We start from the raw sequence: 15276 nt of genomic DNA on the forward strand, positions 1-15276 counted from the left end.
CCGTGACCGGCATCCAGGAGCTGCTGCTCAGCCGCATCCGCGAGATCGAGGACCACCCCGAGCCCGGCGTGAGGTTCAAGGACATCACGCCGCTGCTCGCGGACCCGGAGGCGTTCGCCGCGCTCACCGACGCGCTGGCGGACATCGCGGTGCGCACCGGGGCGACGAAGATCGTGGGCCTGGAGGCCCGCGGCTTCATCCTCGGCGCGCCGGCGGCGGTGCGGGCCGGGATCGGGTTCATCCCGGTCCGCAAGGCCGGCAAGCTGCCGGGCGCGACGCTGAGGCAGGCGTACGACCTGGAGTACGGATCGGCGGAGATCGAGGTGCACGCGGAGGACCTGTCCGCGGGGGACCGGGTGCTGGTCGTGGACGACGTGCTCGCGACGGGCGGTACGGCCGAGGCGTCGATCCAGCTGGTGCGACGCGCGGGGGCCGAGGTGGCCGGTCTCGCCGTGCTGATGGAGCTCGCGTTCCTCCAGGGCCGGGCCCGCCTGGAGCAGGCGCTCGCCGGCGCCCCCCTGACCGCCCTCCTCGTCGTCTGACCCCTCGGCCCTCCCGGGCCGCACCGGAGCCGGGCCCCGCGCCTCACCGCGCGGGGCCCGGCTCGTCACCGCCCCCGCCCGCGGCGGCGGTGAGGCTTTCTCCCCGCCGTGCGGGTGCCGTGGGAGCGGGGTGGGGAAAACGGACGCCCACCCGGCTGACGGGCGTGGGAGGGGGAACGCTCGCTACCATGGGATCTCCGGGGCCCGACCGGGTGACCCGGACCGCGCCCGAGGAGTCCTCTTGCCAGACGAGGCCCAGTCATTGACCGCCGCCCAGCCCGAGCGGGCGAGGGGCGACGCGGCGAGCCCCGCGCCGGACACCGACGCGCAGGACATCCGTGAGGAGCCGGGCGCACGGGCCGACCGCCCCCAGGAGCGGACGGCGCCGTCCGAGGAGGCCCGCACGAGGTCCGTCTCCCGCGCCACCGGCCCCGCCGGCGCCAGCAGCACCGGCACGGCCCCCTCACGCTCCGGCTCCTCCAGCCGCGTCCGGGCCCGCCTCGCCCGCCTCGGCGTGCAGCGCTCCAGCGCCTACAACCCCGTCCTGGAGCCGCTGCTGCGGATAGTGCGCGGCAACGACCCCAAGATCGAGACGGCCACGCTCCGCCAGATCGAGAAGGCCTACCAGGTCGCCGAACGCTGGCACCGCGGCCAGAAGCGCAAGAGCGGCGACCCGTACATCACCCACCCGCTCGCGGTCACCACCATCCTCGCCGAGCTCGGCATGGACCCGGCGACCCTGATGGCCGGCCTGCTCCACGACACCGTCGAGGACACCGAGTACGGCCTCGAGCAGCTGCGCCACGACTTCGGCGACACCGTGGCCCTGCTGGTCGACGGCGTGACCAAGCTGGACAAGGTCAAGTTCGGCGAGGCCGCGCAGGCCGAGACCGTGCGCAAGATGGTCGTCGCCATGGCCAAGGACCCCCGGGTCCTGGTGATCAAGCTCGCGGACCGCCTGCACAACATGCGCACCATGCGCTACCTCAAGCGGGAGAAGCAGGAGAAGAAGGCCCGCGAGACCCTGGAGATCTACGCCCCGCTGGCCCACCGGCTGGGCATGAACACCATCAAGTGGGAGCTGGAGGACCTCGCCTTCGCGATCCTCTACCCCAAGATGTACGACGAGATCGTCCGCCTGGTCGCCGAGCGCGCGCCCAAGCGCGACGAGTACCTCGCCACGGTGATCGACGAGGTCCAGGCCGACCTGCGCGCCGCCCGCATCAAGGCGACCGTCACCGGGCGGCCCAAGCACTACTACAGCGTCTACCAGAAGATGATCGTCCGCGGCCGCGACTTCGCGGAGATCTACGACCTGGTGGGCATCCGCGTCCTGGTGGACACCGTCCGCGACTGCTACGCGGCCCTCGGCACGGTGCACGCGCGATGGAACCCGGTCCCCGGCCGGTTCAAGGACTACATCGCGATGCCCAAGTTCAACATGTACCAGTCGCTGCACACGACGGTCATCGGCCCCGGCGGCAAGCCGGTCGAGCTGCAGATCCGCACCTTCGACATGCACCGCCGCGCCGAGTACGGCATCGCCGCGCACTGGAAGTACAAGCAGGAGGCCGTCGCCGGCGCCTCCAAGGTCCGCACCGACGCCCCGCGCTCCGGCGGCTCCGGCAAGGACAAGGACGCGGTCAACGACATGGCGTGGCTGCGCCAGCTCCTCGACTGGCAGAAGGAGACCGAGGACCCCGGCGAGTTCCTGGACTCGCTGCGCTTCGACCTGTCGCGCAACGAGGTCTTCGTCTTCACGCCCAAGGGCGACGTGATAGCGCTGCCCGCCGGGGCGACGCCGGTGGACTTCGCCTACGCGGTCCACACCGAGGTCGGCCACCGCACCATAGGCGCCCGGGTCAACGGCCGCCTGGTGCCGCTGGAGTCCACCCTGGACAACGGCGACACCGTCGAGGTCTTCACCTCCAAGGCCGACAACGCCGGCCCGTCCCGCGACTGGCTGGGCTTCGTCAAGTCGCCGCGCGCCCGGAACAAGATCCGCGCCTGGTTCTCCAAGGAACGCCGGGACGAGGCGATCGAGCACGGCAAGGACGCCATCGCGCGGGCCATGCGCAAGCAGAACCTGCCGATCCAGCGCATCCTCACCGGGGACTCCCTGGTCACCATCGCCCACGAGATGCGCTACCCCGACATCTCCTCGCTGTACGCCGCGATCGGCGAGGGCCACGTGGCCGCGCAGAACGTCGTGCAGAAGCTGGTCCAGGCGATGGGCGGCGAGGAGGCGGCCAGCGAGGAGATCGACGAGAGCGTGCCGCCGGCGCGCAGCCGCAAGCGCCGTTCCAGCGCCGACCCGGGCGTCGTGGTCAAGGGCGTCGACGACGTGTGGGTCAAGCTGGCGCGGTGCTGCACGCCGGTGCCCGGCGACCCGATCATCGGCTTCGTGACCCGTGGCAGCGGGGTCTCCGTGCACCGCACCGACTGCGTCAACGTGGACTCGCTCTCCCGCGAGCCCGAGCGGATGCTCGACGTGGAGTGGGCGCCGACGCAGTCCTCGGTGTTCCTGGTCGCCATCCAGGTGGAGGCGCTGGACCGCTCCCGGCTGCTCTCCGACGTCACCCGGGTCCTGTCCGACCAGCACGTCAACATCCTGTCGGCGGCCGTGCAGACCTCGCGGGACCGGGTGGCCACGTCGCGGTTCACCTTCGAGATGGGCGACCCCAAGCACCTGGGACACGTCCTGAAGGCCGTACGCGGCGTGGAGGGCGTCTACGACGTCTACCGCGTGACCTCGGCACGGCAGACCCGCTGACGCCCGCCAGGCGCGCCCGCACGGCGAAGCCCCCGGCCGCAGGGCGGCCGGGGGCTTCGCGGGCGGTCGGGCGGGATCAGCCGCCGAACTCCTGGAGGCCCTTCAGGGCCTGGTCCAGCAGGGCCTGCCGGCCCTCCAGCTCACGCTCGAGCTTCTCCGCCCTGGCGGTGTTGCCCTGCGCGCGGGCCTGCTCGATCTGACCGCGCAGCTTGTCCACGGCGGCCTGCAGCTGACCCGTCAGCCCCGCGGCGCGCGCCCGCGCCTCCGGGTTGGTGCGGCGCCACTCGGCCTCCTCGGCCTCCTGGATCGCCCGCTCGACGGCCTGCATCCGGCCCTCGACCTTCGGCCGGGCGTCCCGCGGGACGTGACCGATGGCCTCCCACCGCTCGTTGACCGAACGGAACGCGGCCCGCGCCGCCTTGAGGTCCGTGACCGGAAGGAGCTTCTCGGCCTCCTCGGCCAGCTCCTCCTTCAGCTTCAGGTTCTCCGCCTGCTCGGCGTCCCGCTCGGCGAAGACCGAGCCGCGGGCGGCGAAGAAGACGTCCTGGGCGCCGCGGAAGCGGTTCCACAGCTCGTCCTCGTGCTCGCGCTGGGCGCGGCCCGCGGCCTTCCACTCGGCCATCAGCTCGCGGTAGCGGGCGGCCGTCGGACCCCAGTCGGTCGACCCGGAGAGCGACTCGGCCTCGGCGACCAGACGCTCCTTGACCTTGCGGGCGTCCTCGCGCTGCGCGTCCAGCTGCGCGAAGTGGGCCTTGCGGCGCTTGGAGAACGCGCTGCGGGCGTGCGAGAAGCGGTGCCACAGCTCGTCGTCGGACTTGCGGTCCAGCCGCGGCAGCCCCTTCCAGGTGTCCACCAGCGCGCGCAGCCGCTCGCCGGCCGCCCGCCACTGCTCGGACCGGGCCAGCTCCTCCGCCTCGGCGACCAGCGCCTCCTTGGCGCTGCGGGCCTCCTCCGACTGCTTGGCCCGCTGCGCCTTGCGCTCCTCGCGACGGGACTCGACCGTCTCCACGAGCTTGTCCAGACGCGCCCGCAGCGCGTCCAGGTCGCCCACCGCGTGATGGGCGTCGACCTGCTCGCGCAGGTGCTCGACGGCCGCCAGGGCGTCCTTCGCGGCGAGGTCGGTGGTCCGCACCCTCCGCTCGAGGAGGCCGATCTCGACCACCAGGCCCTCGTACTTGCGCTCGAAGTAGGCCAACGCCTCGTCGGGAGAGCCGGCCTGCCAGGAACCGACGACCCTCTCGCCGTCGGCCGTACGCACGTACACGGTCCCCGTCTCGTCGACGCGGCCCCACGGGTCGCTGCTCACAGCGCCTCCTCCACATGATGCCGCGGGGGGTCTCGTGGCCCCGGGCATCCTCCACAGTTTCGTCACCGGTCAACATAGGCGACCGGCGGGTGGCCTGTCCGCATCCCGCGCGACCGAATATCGGCCCGCGGGACGGCGGCCGGACTCAGGACTTGGTGACGGTCGCCTTGTCGATGACCACCGTCGCGTTGGGGGCGCCGTCCCCCATGCCGGTGCTCTCGCCGGCCTTGGCGATCTTCTCCAGGACGGCCATGCCCTTCTCGTCGACCTTGCCGAACGGCGTGTAGTTCGGGGGCAGCGGGCTGTCCTGGTAGACCAGGAAGAACTGGCTGCCGTTGGTGTTCGGGCCCGCGTTGGCCATGGCGACGGTGCCCGCCGGGTACGTGTCCTTCTTGAGGGCGTCGGACTTCAGGTTCTCGTCCTTCAGTTCGTACCCCGGACCGCCGGAACCCGACCCCGTCGGGTCGCCGCACTGGAGCACGTAGATGCCCTGGGTCGTGAGGCGGTGGCACTTCGTGTGGTCGAAGTAGCCCTTGCCGGCGAGGAACTCGAAGGAGTTCACCGTGTGCGGGGCGCCCTCGGCGTCCAGCGCGACCGAGATCTCGCCGCAGGTGGTGTCCAGCTCCATGGTGTACTTCGCCGACTTGTCGATCTTCATCGCCGGCTCCTTGTCGAACTGGAGCTCCTCGATCTTGCCCTTGGCCGGCTTCTCGCAGGGGTCCGGCGCCTTGCTGGGCTCGGCGCTCGGGGAGGCCGACGCCTTGGCCGCGGTGCTCTCCCCGTCGCCCCGCAGGGTGCCCGTGGTGTACAGCGCGAGGCTGCCGACCAGGACCACGCCGAGGACCGACGCGATCACCGCGTTCCGCATGCGCGCCTTGCGGCGGGCGGCGGTGCGCCGCTGCTGCTGGCGCAGAAACTTCTCCCGGGCGAGCTGACGCCGCCGCTGTTCCTGGCTGACCACCGGGTCTCACTCCTCGTGCGAATCGTGCGTCGACCGGGCCGCGTGGGCCTCCTGAGCCGACCGCGTGCGTGTGCCCCGTACCGTATATGGGTTCACCGAGTAATCGGCAGCGCCGGTAGGCTGCTGACGCCAGGGTGGCCGGATGGCCACCCGCCCGTATCGACACAACGAGGGACGATCGTGCTCATTGCCGGGTTCCCGGCCGGTGCCTGGGGGACGAACTGTTATCTCGTCGCCCCCGGAGCCGGCGAGGAATGCGTGATCATCGACCCCGGCCACCAGGCCGCCCGGGGAGTCGAGGAGACGCTCAGGAAGCATCGGCTCAAGCCCGTCGCGGTCGTCCTCACCCACGGACACATCGACCATGTCGCCTCGGTGGTCCCGGTGTGCGGCGCGCACGACGTGCCCGCCTGGATCCACCCGGAGGACCGGTACATGATGAGCGACCCCGAGAAGGCGCTCGGCCGGTCCATCGGCATGCCGCTCATGGGTGAGCTGGCCGTCGGGGAGCCCGACGACGTCAAGGAGCTGACCGACGGCTCGAAGCTGGAGCTGGCCGGCCTGGAGTTCTCCGTGGCGCACGCTCCCGGCCATACCAAGGGGTCGGTGACCTTCCGGATGCCCGAGGCCGCGGACGTCCCGTCCGTGTTCTTCTCCGGGGATCTGCTGTTCGCCGGCTCCGTCGGACGGACCGACCTGCCGGGCGGCGACATGGACGACATGCTCGCGTCGCTGTCCCGCGTGTGCCTGCCGCTGGACGACTCCACCGTCGTCCTGTCCGGCCACGGCCCCCAGACGACCATCGGCCACGAGCGCGCCACCAACCCCTACCTGCGGCAGGTGGCCGCCGGCCCGGAGGGCTTCCGGGCCCCCCGACGAGGAATGTGACGAGAGAGCACCCGTGAGCACTTTCAAGGCCCCCAAGGGCACCTACGACCTGATCCCGCCGGACTCCGCCCGGTACCTGGCGGTGCGCGAGGCGATCGCCGCCCCGCTGCGCAACTCCGGCTACGGCTACATCGAGACGCCCGGCTTCGAGAACGTCGAGCTGTTCGCCCGGGGCGTCGGCGAGTCCACCGACATCGTCACCAAGGAGATGTACGCCTTCGAGACCAAGGGCGGCGACCGTCTCGCCCTGCGTCCCGAGGGCACCGCCTCGGTGCTCCGCGCCGCGCTGGAGGCCGGCCTCCACAAGGCCGGGAACCTGCCGGTGAAGCTCTGGTACTCGGGCTCCTACTACCGCTACGAGCGTCCGCAGAAGGGCCGCTACCGCCACTTCTCGCAGGTCGGCGCCGAGGCCATCGGCGCCGAGGACCCGGCCCTGGACGCCGAGCTGATCATCCTCGCCGACCAGGCGTACCGCTCGCTGGGCCTGCGGAACTTCCGCATCCTGCTCAACAGCCTGGGCGACAAGGAGTGCCGCCCCGCCTACCGGGCCGCCCTCCAGGACTTCCTGCGCGGCCTGGACCTCGACGAGGAGACGCTGCGCCGCGCCGAGATCAACCCGCTGCGCGTCCTCGACGACAAGCGGCCCGACGTGCAGAAGCAGCTCGTCGGCGCCCCGCTGCTCAGGGACCACCTCTGCGAGGCCTGCAAGGCCTACCACGAGGAGGTCCGCGAGCTGATCACCGCGGCGGGCGTCGCCTTCGAGGACGACCCGAAGCTGGTCCGCGGCCTGGACTACTACACCCGCACCACCTTCGAGTTCGTCCACGACGGCCTCGGCTCGCAGTCCGCGGTGGGCGGCGGCGGCCGGTACGACGGCCTCTCCGAGATGATCGGCGGCCCCGCGCTGCCCTCGGTGGGCTGGGCGCTCGGCGTCGACCGCACGGTGCTGGCCCTGGAGGCCGAGGGCGTGGAGCTCGACCTGCCCGCCACCACCAGCGTGTTCGCCGTGCCGATGGGCGACGAGGCGCGACGCCTGCTGTTCGCCAAGGTCACCGAGCTGCGCAAGGTCGGCATCGCGGCGGACTTCGGCTACGGCGGCAAGGGGCTGAAGGCGGCGATGAAGGCCGCCCACCGCTCCGGCGCCCGTTTCGCGATCGTGGCCGGCGAGCGCGACCTCGCCGAGGGCGTCGTCCAGCTCAAGGACATGGAGTCCGGCGAGCAGACGGCCGTCGGGGTCGGCGAGATCATCGCCGAGCTGGAGGCCCGGCTCGGCTGACCGCCGCGCACGCGTTTCCGGGGCGCCCCTTCCGCCGAAGGGGCGCCCCGTCGCCGTTCCGGAGACCCCGGCTCCGTCTCCGGAGACCCCGGAATCGTCCGTGCGCACGCCTCTGGAACGAACGTCCCCGGCGGGCGGGCCCTCCGGGCCGTCCGGGCGGCCCTTGTTTACGTCAGTCCGACGGCTGACCGGGCAGAGTGCGGCACAATGGCCGTGCCTCAACCTCTTCGATGCAGGGAATCGGTGTGATGAGCAGCATGACGACGGTCCACGACGTGCCGGCGCCCCGGACCGGGGACGACGGCCCGCGCCGAACGGGCGGCAGCCGGGGCTTCGGCGTGCTGCTGGCCATCACCGGCGCGCTCGGCGTGCTCGCCTCGTGGATCATCACCCTGGACAAGTTCCACCTGCTCGAGGACCCCGACTTCACACCGGCCTGCAGCCTGAACCCGATCTTCTCCTGCAAGAACATCATGGAGAGCGACCAGGCCTCGGTCTTCGGCTTCCCGAACCCGATGCTGGGCCTGGTGACCTACGGCATCGTGGTCTGCGTGGGCATGAGCGTGATCGCGGGGGCCCGGTTCCCCCGCTGGTACTGGCTCACCCTCAACGCCGGCACGCTCTTCGGCGTCGGGTTCTGCACCTGGCTGATGATCCAGTCCCTGTACGAGATCCACAGGCTCTGCCTCTGGTGCATGCTCGCCTGGGTCGCGACCATCGTCATGTTCTGGTACGTGACCTCGTTCAACGTCCGCAACGGCTTCCTGCCCGCCCCCAAGGGGCTGCGGACCTTCTTCGACGAGTTCACCTGGGTGCTCCCCGTGGTGCACATCGGCGTCGTCGCGATCCTGATCTTCTCCCGCTGGGGCAGCGCCCTCTGGGCCTGACCGGCGGATCCGGCCGACGGGCCACGGCCCTGTCCGAGCCGTGGCTTAGGGTTTCCGTGTGGAGCCCGACCTGTTCACCGCCGCTGCCGAAGAACGCCAGGAGAAGGACCCGGCCGCCAGTCCGCTGGCGGCCCGGATGCGCCCGCGCACGCTCGACGAGGTCGTGGGCCAGCGGCACCTGCTGAAGCCCGGGTCCCCGCTGCGCCGACTGGTCGGCGAAGGGGCCTCCGGTCCGGCCGGGCCCTCCTCGGTGATCCTCTGGGGCCCTCCGGGCACCGGCAAGACCACCCTCGCCCATGTGATCTCCAAGGCCACCGACAAGCGGTTCGTGGAACTCTCCGCGATCACCGCCGGCGTCAAGGAGGTCCGGGCCGTCATCGACGGCGCCCGCCGCGCCACCGGCGGCTTCGGCAAGGAGACCGTCCTCTTCCTCGACGAGATCCACCGCTTCAGCAAGGCCCAGCAGGACTCCCTGCTCCCCGCGGTGGAGAACCGCTGGGTCACCCTGATCGCCGCCACCACCGAGAACCCCTACTTCTCGGTGATCTCCCCGCTGCTCTCCCGCTCCCTGCTGCTCACCCTGGAGCCGCTCACCGAGGACGACCTGCGCGGCCTGCTGCGCCGTGCGGTGGCCGACGAGCGCGGACTCGGCGGTTCGGTGGAGCTTCCCGGGGACGCCGAGGAGCACCTGCTGCGGATCGCCGGCGGAGACGCCCGCCGCGCGCTGACCGCCCTGGAGGCGGGCGCCGGCTCCGCCCTGGCCAAGGGCGAGCGCGCGATCACGCTGGAGACCCTGGAGGACTCCGTCGCCCGCGCCGCCGTGCGCTACGACAAGGACGGCGACCAGCACTACGACGTGGCCAGCGCCCTGATCAAGTCGATCCGGGGCTCCGACGTGGACGCGGCGCTGCACTACCTGGCCCGCATGATCGACGCGGGGGAGGACCCCCGGTTCATCGCCCGCCGGCTGATGATCTCCGCCAGCGAGGACATCGGCCTGGCCGACCCCCACGCGCTGCCCACGGCCGTGGCCGCGGCGCAGGCGGTCGCCATGATCGGCTTCCCCGAGGCGGCCCTGACCCTGAGCCACGCCACCATCGCCCTGGCGCTCGCCCCCAAGTCCAACGCGGCCACGACGGCGATCGGAGCCGCGCTGGAGGACGTCCGCAAGGGCTTGGCCGGCCCGGTGCCGGCGCACCTGCGGGACGGGCACTACCAGGGCGCCGCCAAGCTGGGGCACGCCCAGGGGTACGTCTACCCGCACGACCTGCCCGAGGGCATCGCCGCCCAGCAGTACGCGCCGGACGCGATCAAGGACCGCGAGTACTACACGCCCACCCGGCACGGCGCCGAGGCGCGGTACGCCGACGCCGTCGAGTGGACCAGGAAGAACCTCGGCCGCGGGCGGTCGTGACCCCGTGACCGGCCCGCGGTCCGGAGCACCCCGCCGGCGCCTGTAGACTGGCCCGAAGTGCTGCGTCCCGTTGTCCGCCCCGGCGGACGCCACCAGGCGGGACATCCAGCCGGAACCCCGTGCCGCGAGGCCCCGGGGATCCAGGAGCGTCGCGCACCGTCGAAGGTGTCGCGGGCAGCCCACCACCGCCCCGGTCCACGCGCCCGGGGGCCGGTCGGTGGGCCACTCGCGTGCTGCACGTATGTGCCCAGACCTGGGAGCGGCTGCCCGCCGGGTTCCTCGGAGCCCACGGGTTTCCCGGGCTGCGGATTGCGACCTCCCCTAACCCTGGTGAAGCCGTATTCACACAGAAACATGAGGTGTCGGTTCCATGGCGAACCAGTCCCGCCCCAAGGTCAAGAAGTCGCGTGCCCTCGGCATCGCGCTGACCCCGAAGGCCGTCAAGTACTTCGAGGCCCGCCCCTACCCGCCGGGTGAGCACGGCCGCGGCCGCAAGCAGAACTCGGACTACAAGGTCCGTCTGCTCGAGAAGCAGCGTCTGCGCGCGCAGTACGACGTGTCCGAGCGCCAGCTCGTCCGCGCCTACGAGCGTGCCTCCAAGGTGCAGGGCAAGACCGGTGAGGCCCTGATCGTCGAGCTCGAGCGCCGTCTCGACGCGCTGGTCCTGCGTTCGGGCATCGCCCGCACGATCTACCAGGCCCGCCAGATGGTCGTCCACGGCCACATCCAGGTCAACGGCCAGAAGGTCGACAAGCCGTCCTTCCGTGTCCGTCCGGACGACGTCGTGCAGGTCCGCGACCGCTCCAAGGACAAGACGCTCTTCCAGGTCGCCCGCGAGGGCGGCTTCGCCCCCGACGGCGAGATCCCGCGCTACCTGCAGGTGAACCTCAAGGCCCTGGCGTTCCGCCTGGACCGTGAGCCGAACCGCAAGGAGATCCCGGTGATCTGCGACGAGCAGCTCGTCGTCGAGTACTACGCCCGCTGATCCTCCGGCCGACGTACCACTCCGCGCCCCGGCCCGCCGCCGTGCCCCTCCGGCACGGGGGCGGGCCGTTGCCGTCGCACGGGCGCCGGGACCCGCGCCGCCGGGAATCCGGTACAGGGCCCGGCCCGTGGCGCGATAGGCTCGGGGCACGACTTTTCCGATGTCAGGGAGCGGGTGCGCGGTGTCCGGTGGAGAGGTGGCCGGGATCCTGGTGGCCGTCTTCTGGGCCATCCTGGTGTCCTTCCTCGCCGTCGCCCTGGTGAGGCTGGCCCAGACGCTCAGGGCGACGACCAAGCTGGTGGCGGACGTGACCGAGCAGGCCGTCCCGCTGCTGGCCGACGCCTCCCGGGCGGTGCGCTCCGCACAGACCCAGATCGACCGGGTCGACGCCATCGCATCGGACGTCCAGGAGGTCACGTCGAACGCGTCCGCGCTGTCGACGACCGTCGCCTCCACCTTCGGCGGCCCCCTGGTCAAGGTCGCGGCGTTCGGCTACGGCGTGCGCCGCGCGCTGGGCCGCGGCGACGCGGAGCCCGGGGCGCCGCGCGAATCCCGGCGCACCGTGATCGTGGGCCGTACCCTCCCGGCCGAGGGCCGGGCCAGCCGGACGAAGCGGAAGAGGGACTGAACCACCGATGTTCCGTCGAGCCTTCTGGTTCTCCGCCGGCGCAGCCGCCGGCGTGTGGGCCACCACCAAGGTCAACCGCAAGCTGAAACAGCTGACCCCGGAGAGCCTCGCCGCGCAGGCGGCGAACAAGGCGGTCGAGGCCGGCCACCGGCTGAAGGACTTCGCGCTCGACGTGCGCGACAACATGGCCCTGCGGGAGGCCGAACTCGGCGAGGCGCTCGGACTGCGCGCCCCCGTCGACGACGGATCGCGCCCGGCCGCCCTGGCGCCGGGACGGCCCGCCGCGCGGCCGGTCGCCGCCGTGGACCACCGCACCAACGACGAGCACGCCAAGACGTACTCGTACAAGACGTACTCGCACAACCGGAATGAGGACCACTGATGGAGTCGGCCGAGATCCGCCGCCGCTGGCTGAGCTTCTTCGAGGAGCGCGGTCACACCGTCGTCCCTTCGGCGTCGCTCATCGCGGACGACCCGACTCTGCTGCTCGTCCCGGCGGGCATGGTGCCGTTCAAGCCCTACTTCCTGGGTGAGGTCAAGCCGCCGTTCGCGCGTGCCACCAGCGTGCAGAAGTGCGTGCGCACGCCGGACATCGAGGAGGTCGGCAAGACCACCCGCCACGGCACCTTCTTCCAGATGTGCGGCAACTTCTCCTTCGGCGACTACTTCAAGGAAGGCGCCATCAAGCTCGCCTGGGAGCTGCTCACCAGCCCCCAGGACAAGGGCGGTTACGGCCTGGAGCCCGAGAAGCTCTGGATCACCGTCTACCAGGACGACGACGAGGCCGAGCAGATCTGGCGCGACGTCGTCGGCGTGCCCGCCGAGCGGATCCAGCGCCTGGGCAAGAAGGACAACTTCTGGTCCATGGGCGTCCCCGGCCCCTGCGGCCCCTGCTCCGAGATCAACTACGACCGCGGCCCGGAGTTCGGCGTCGAGGGCGGCCCGGCCGTCAACGACGAGCGGTACGTCGAGATCTGGAACCTCGTCTTCATGCAGTTCGAGCGGGGCGAGGGCACCGGCAAGGACGACTTCGAGATCCTCGGCGACCTGCCGAGCAAGAACATCGACACCGGTCTCGGCCTCGAGCGGCTCGCCATGATCCTGCAGGGCGTGCAGAACATGTACGAGATCGACACCTCGATGGCCGTCATCGACAAGGCCACCGAGCTGACCGGCGTCCGCTACGGCGACGCCGCCTCCTCGGACGTCTCGCTGCGCGTGGTCACCGACCACATGCGCACCTCGGTGATGCTCATCGGCGACGGCGTCACCCCCGGCAACGAGGGCCGCGGTTACGTGCTGCGCCGCATCATGCGCCGCGCCATCCGCAACATGCGCCTGCTGGGCGCCACCGGCCCGGTGGTCAAGGACCTCATCGACGTCGTCATCGCGATGATGGGGCAGCAGTACCCCGAACTGGTCACCGACCGCGAGCGGATCGAGAAGGTCGCCCTCGCCGAGGAGAACGCCTTCCTCAAGACGCTGAAGGCCGGCACCAACATCCTCGACACCGCCGTGACGGAGACCAAGGCCTCCGGCGGCACGGTCCTCGCCGGCGACAAGGCGTTCCTGCTCCACGACACCTGGGGCTTCCCGATCGACCTCACCCTCGAGATGGCCGCCGAGCAGGGCCTGTCGGTGGACGAGGACGGCTTCCGCCGCCTGATGAAGGAGCAGCGGGAGCGCGCCAAGGCCGACGCCCAGGCCAAGAAGACGGGCCACGCCTCGCTCGGCGCCTACCGCGAGATCGCCGACACCGCCGGCGAGACCGAGTTCATCGGCTACACCCACACCGAGGGCGAGTCCACCGTCGTCGGCATCCTGGTCGACGGCGTCTCCTCCCCGGCCGCCCGCGAGGGCGACGAGGTCGAGATCGTCCTGGACCGCACCCCGTTCTACGCCGAGGGCGGCGGCCAGATCGGCGACACCGGCCGGATCAAGGCCGACTCCGGCGCCGTGATCGAGGTCCGCGACTGCCAGAAGCCGGTGCCCGGCGTCTACGTCCACAAGGGCGTCGTCCAGGTCGGCGAGGTGACCCTCGGCTCCAAGGCCGAGGCCTCCATCGACCACCGCCGCCGCACGGCCATCGCCCGCGCCCACTCGGCCACCCACCTCACCCACCAGGCCCTGCGCGACGCGCTCGGCCCGACGGCCGCCCAGGCCGGCTCGGAGAACCAGCCGGGCCGCTTCCGCTTCGACTTCGGCTCCCCTTCCGCCGTCCCGACGGCCGTGATGACCGACGTCGAGCAGAAGATCAACGAGGTGCTCTCCCGCGACCTCGACGTGCGCGCCGACGTGATGAGCCTCGACGAGGCCAAGAAGCAGGGCGCCATCGCCGAGTTCGGCGAGAAGTACGGCGAGCGGGTCCGCGTGGTCACCATCGGCGACTTCTCCAAGGAGCTCTGCGGCGGCACGCACGTCCACAGCACCGCCCAGCTCGGTCTGGTGAAGCTGCTCGGCGAGTCGTCCATCGGCTCCGGGGTGCGCCGCATCGAGGCCCTGGTCGGCGTCGACGCGTACAACTTCCTGGCCCGCGAGCACACCGTGGTCAACCAGCTCACCGAGCTGCTGAAGGGCCGCTCGGAGGAGCTCCCGGAGAAGGTCGCCGCCATGCTCGGCAAGCTGAAGGACGCCGAGAAGGAGATCGAGAAGTTCCGCGCCGAGAAGGTGCTGCAGGCCGCCGCCGGTCTCGCCGAGTCCGCCAAGGACGTCCGGGGCGTGGCCCTGGTCACCGGCCAGGTGCCGGACGGCACCACCGCCGACGACCTGCGCAAGCTGGTCCTCGACGTGCGCGGCCGGATCCAGGGCGGCCGGGCCGCCGTGGTGGCGCTCTTCACCGTCGTGGGCGGCAAGCCGCTGACGGTGATCGCCACCAACGACGCCGCCCGTGACCGCGGCCTCAAGGCCGGCGACCTGGTCCGCGCCGCGGCCAAGACCCTCGGCGGCGGCGGTGGCGGCAAGCCGGACGTCGCCCAGGGCGGCGGCCAGAACCCGGCGGCCGTCGGCGAGGCCGTGGACGCCGTCGAGCGCCTCGTGGCCGACACGGCCAAGTAACCGCGGGAAGAGGGCGAACATGCGCAGAGGACGTCGGCTGGCCGTCGATGTCGGGGACGCCCGGATCGGGGTCGCCTCGTGCGACCCCGACGGGATCCTCGCCACACCGGTCGAGACCGTGCCGGGACGCGACGTCCCGGCGGCCCACCGACGGCTCGCGCAACTCGTCGAGGAGTACGAGCCCATCGAGGTCGTGGTCGGCCTTCCCCGCTCCCTCAAGGGCGGGGAAGGCCCCGCGGCCGCCAAGGTGCGCGGTTTCACCCAGGAACTGGCCCGGCGCATCGCCCCGGTGCCGGTACGGCTGGTCGACGAGCGGATGACCACGGTCACGGCGAGCCAGGGGCTGCGCGCGTCCGGCGTGAGGTCCAGGAAGGGACGGTCGGTGATCGACCAGGCCGCCGCCGTCATCATCCTGCAGCAGGCACTGGAGTCCGAACGGGTGTCCGGCACCGCCCCGGGGGAGGCAGTCGAGGTGGCCGGCTGATCGCGGTACGGTAACGTTCCGCGCGATGCGGCGCGTTCGAATGCCGTCGCACAACAGAGGCGGAGCGGCTCCGAGCCG

Annotated in this window: 13 protein-coding genes; 11 read left to right on the plus strand and 2 right to left on the minus strand. The window is 71.7% G+C overall.

Annotation, left to right across the window (positions count from 1 at the left end):
• Window positions 1–2: 2 nt before the first annotated feature.
• Both A2U95_RS17955 and A2U95_RS17960 read left to right on the plus strand, forming a co-directional pair.
• Window positions 3–542 (plus strand): adenine phosphoribosyltransferase, encoded by a 540-nt coding sequence (locus tag A2U95_RS17955; RefSeq protein ID WP_166023765.1) that lies wholly within the window; start codon window positions 3–5, stop codon window positions 540–542.
• Between the two features lie 241 nt (window positions 543–783).
• Window positions 784–3315, plus strand: a complete 2532-nt coding sequence (locus A2U95_RS17960) for a RelA/SpoT family protein (RefSeq protein WP_166023767.1) — start codon at window positions 784–786, stop codon at window positions 3313–3315.
• A 76-nt stretch (window positions 3316–3391) separates the two neighbouring features.
• Here the strand turns inward: A2U95_RS17960 and A2U95_RS17965 are convergent, their stop codons facing one another.
• Window positions 3392–4621 (minus strand): DUF349 domain-containing protein, encoded by a 1230-nt coding sequence (locus tag A2U95_RS17965; protein WP_166023769.1) that lies wholly within the window; start codon window positions 4619–4621, stop codon window positions 3392–3394.
• A gap of 145 nt (window positions 4622–4766) precedes the next feature.
• Window positions 4767–5582, minus strand: coding sequence for a peptidylprolyl isomerase (locus tag A2U95_RS17970; protein ID WP_166023771.1), 816 nt, complete (start codon window positions 5580–5582; stop codon window positions 4767–4769).
• A 180-nt stretch (window positions 5583–5762) separates the two neighbouring features.
• Here A2U95_RS17970 and A2U95_RS17975 point away from each other — a divergent pair, with 180 nt between their 5' ends.
• The 9 genes from A2U95_RS17975 to ruvX all read left to right on the plus strand — a co-directional run bounded on the left by A2U95_RS17975 (window position 5763) and on the right by ruvX (window position 15198).
• Entirely contained in the window at window positions 5763–6470 is a 708-nt protein-coding gene (locus A2U95_RS17975) for an MBL fold metallo-hydrolase (RefSeq protein WP_166023773.1), read from the plus strand.
• Window positions 6471–6483: 13 nt separating this feature from the next.
• Complete coding sequence (hisS, locus tag A2U95_RS17980) at window positions 6484–7746, plus strand: histidine--tRNA ligase (protein ID WP_166023775.1); 1263 nt, start codon at window positions 6484–6486, stop codon at window positions 7744–7746.
• A gap of 248 nt (window positions 7747–7994) precedes the next feature.
• On the plus strand, window positions 7995–8633 hold the full coding sequence (locus tag A2U95_RS17985) for a vitamin K epoxide reductase family protein (RefSeq protein WP_166023777.1): 639 nt from the start codon (window positions 7995–7997) through the stop codon (window positions 8631–8633).
• A gap of 58 nt (window positions 8634–8691) precedes the next feature.
• Window positions 8692–10047: a replication-associated recombination protein A gene (locus A2U95_RS17990; protein WP_166023779.1), complete on the plus strand. Its 1356-nt coding sequence runs from the start codon at window positions 8692–8694 to the stop codon at window positions 10045–10047.
• A 370-nt stretch (window positions 10048–10417) separates the two neighbouring features.
• The gene (gene rpsD, locus A2U95_RS17995) at window positions 10418–11032 is read left to right on the plus strand and encodes a 30S ribosomal protein S4 (RefSeq protein WP_166023781.1); all 615 of its coding nucleotides are present in this window, start codon (window positions 10418–10420) and stop codon (window positions 11030–11032) included.
• Between the two features lie 181 nt (window positions 11033–11213).
• On the plus strand, window positions 11214–11660 hold the full coding sequence (locus A2U95_RS18000; RefSeq protein WP_166023784.1) for a DUF948 domain-containing protein: 447 nt from the start codon (window positions 11214–11216) through the stop codon (window positions 11658–11660).
• Window positions 11661–11667: 7 nt separating this feature from the next.
• Window positions 11668–12042, plus strand: coding sequence for a hypothetical protein (locus A2U95_RS18005; RefSeq protein WP_166023786.1), 375 nt, complete (start codon window positions 11668–11670; stop codon window positions 12040–12042).
• Window positions 12042–14714 (plus strand): alanine--tRNA ligase, encoded by a 2673-nt coding sequence (gene alaS / locus A2U95_RS18010; protein WP_166023787.1) that lies wholly within the window; start codon window positions 12042–12044, stop codon window positions 14712–14714. The genes A2U95_RS18005 and alaS overlap by 1 nt, the downstream gene beginning before the upstream one ends.
• 19 nt (window positions 14715–14733) lie before the next feature.
• Window positions 14734–15198: a Holliday junction resolvase RuvX gene (gene ruvX / locus A2U95_RS18015; protein ID WP_206282903.1), complete on the plus strand. Its 465-nt coding sequence runs from the start codon at window positions 14734–14736 to the stop codon at window positions 15196–15198.
• Window positions 15199–15276: the final 78 nt, after the last annotated feature.

The organism is Streptomyces chilikensis, assembly GCF_001642695.1.
GTDB classification, from domain to species: domain Bacteria; phylum Actinomycetota; class Actinomycetes; order Streptomycetales; family Streptomycetaceae; genus Streptomyces; species Streptomyces chilikensis.

What these genes read in the sequence shown, in the direction of transcription:
- A2U95_RS17985 (WP_166023777.1), top strand. Translation starts at nt 7,995, where the DNA reads ATGAGCAGCATGACGACGGTCCACGACGTGCCGGCGCCCCGGACCGGG.
- rpsD (WP_166023781.1), top strand. Translation starts at nt 10,418, where the DNA reads ATGGCGAACCAGTCCCGCCCCAAGGTCAAGAAGTCGCGTGCCCTCGGC.
- A2U95_RS18005 (WP_166023786.1), top strand. Translation starts at nt 11,668, where the DNA reads ATGTTCCGTCGAGCCTTCTGGTTCTCCGCCGGCGCAGCCGCCGGCGTG.
- alaS (WP_166023787.1), top strand. Translation starts at nt 12,042, where the DNA reads ATGGAGTCGGCCGAGATCCGCCGCCGCTGGCTGAGCTTCTTCGAGGAG.
- ruvX (WP_206282903.1), top strand. Translation starts at nt 14,734, where the DNA reads ATGCGCAGAGGACGTCGGCTGGCCGTCGATGTCGGGGACGCCCGGATC.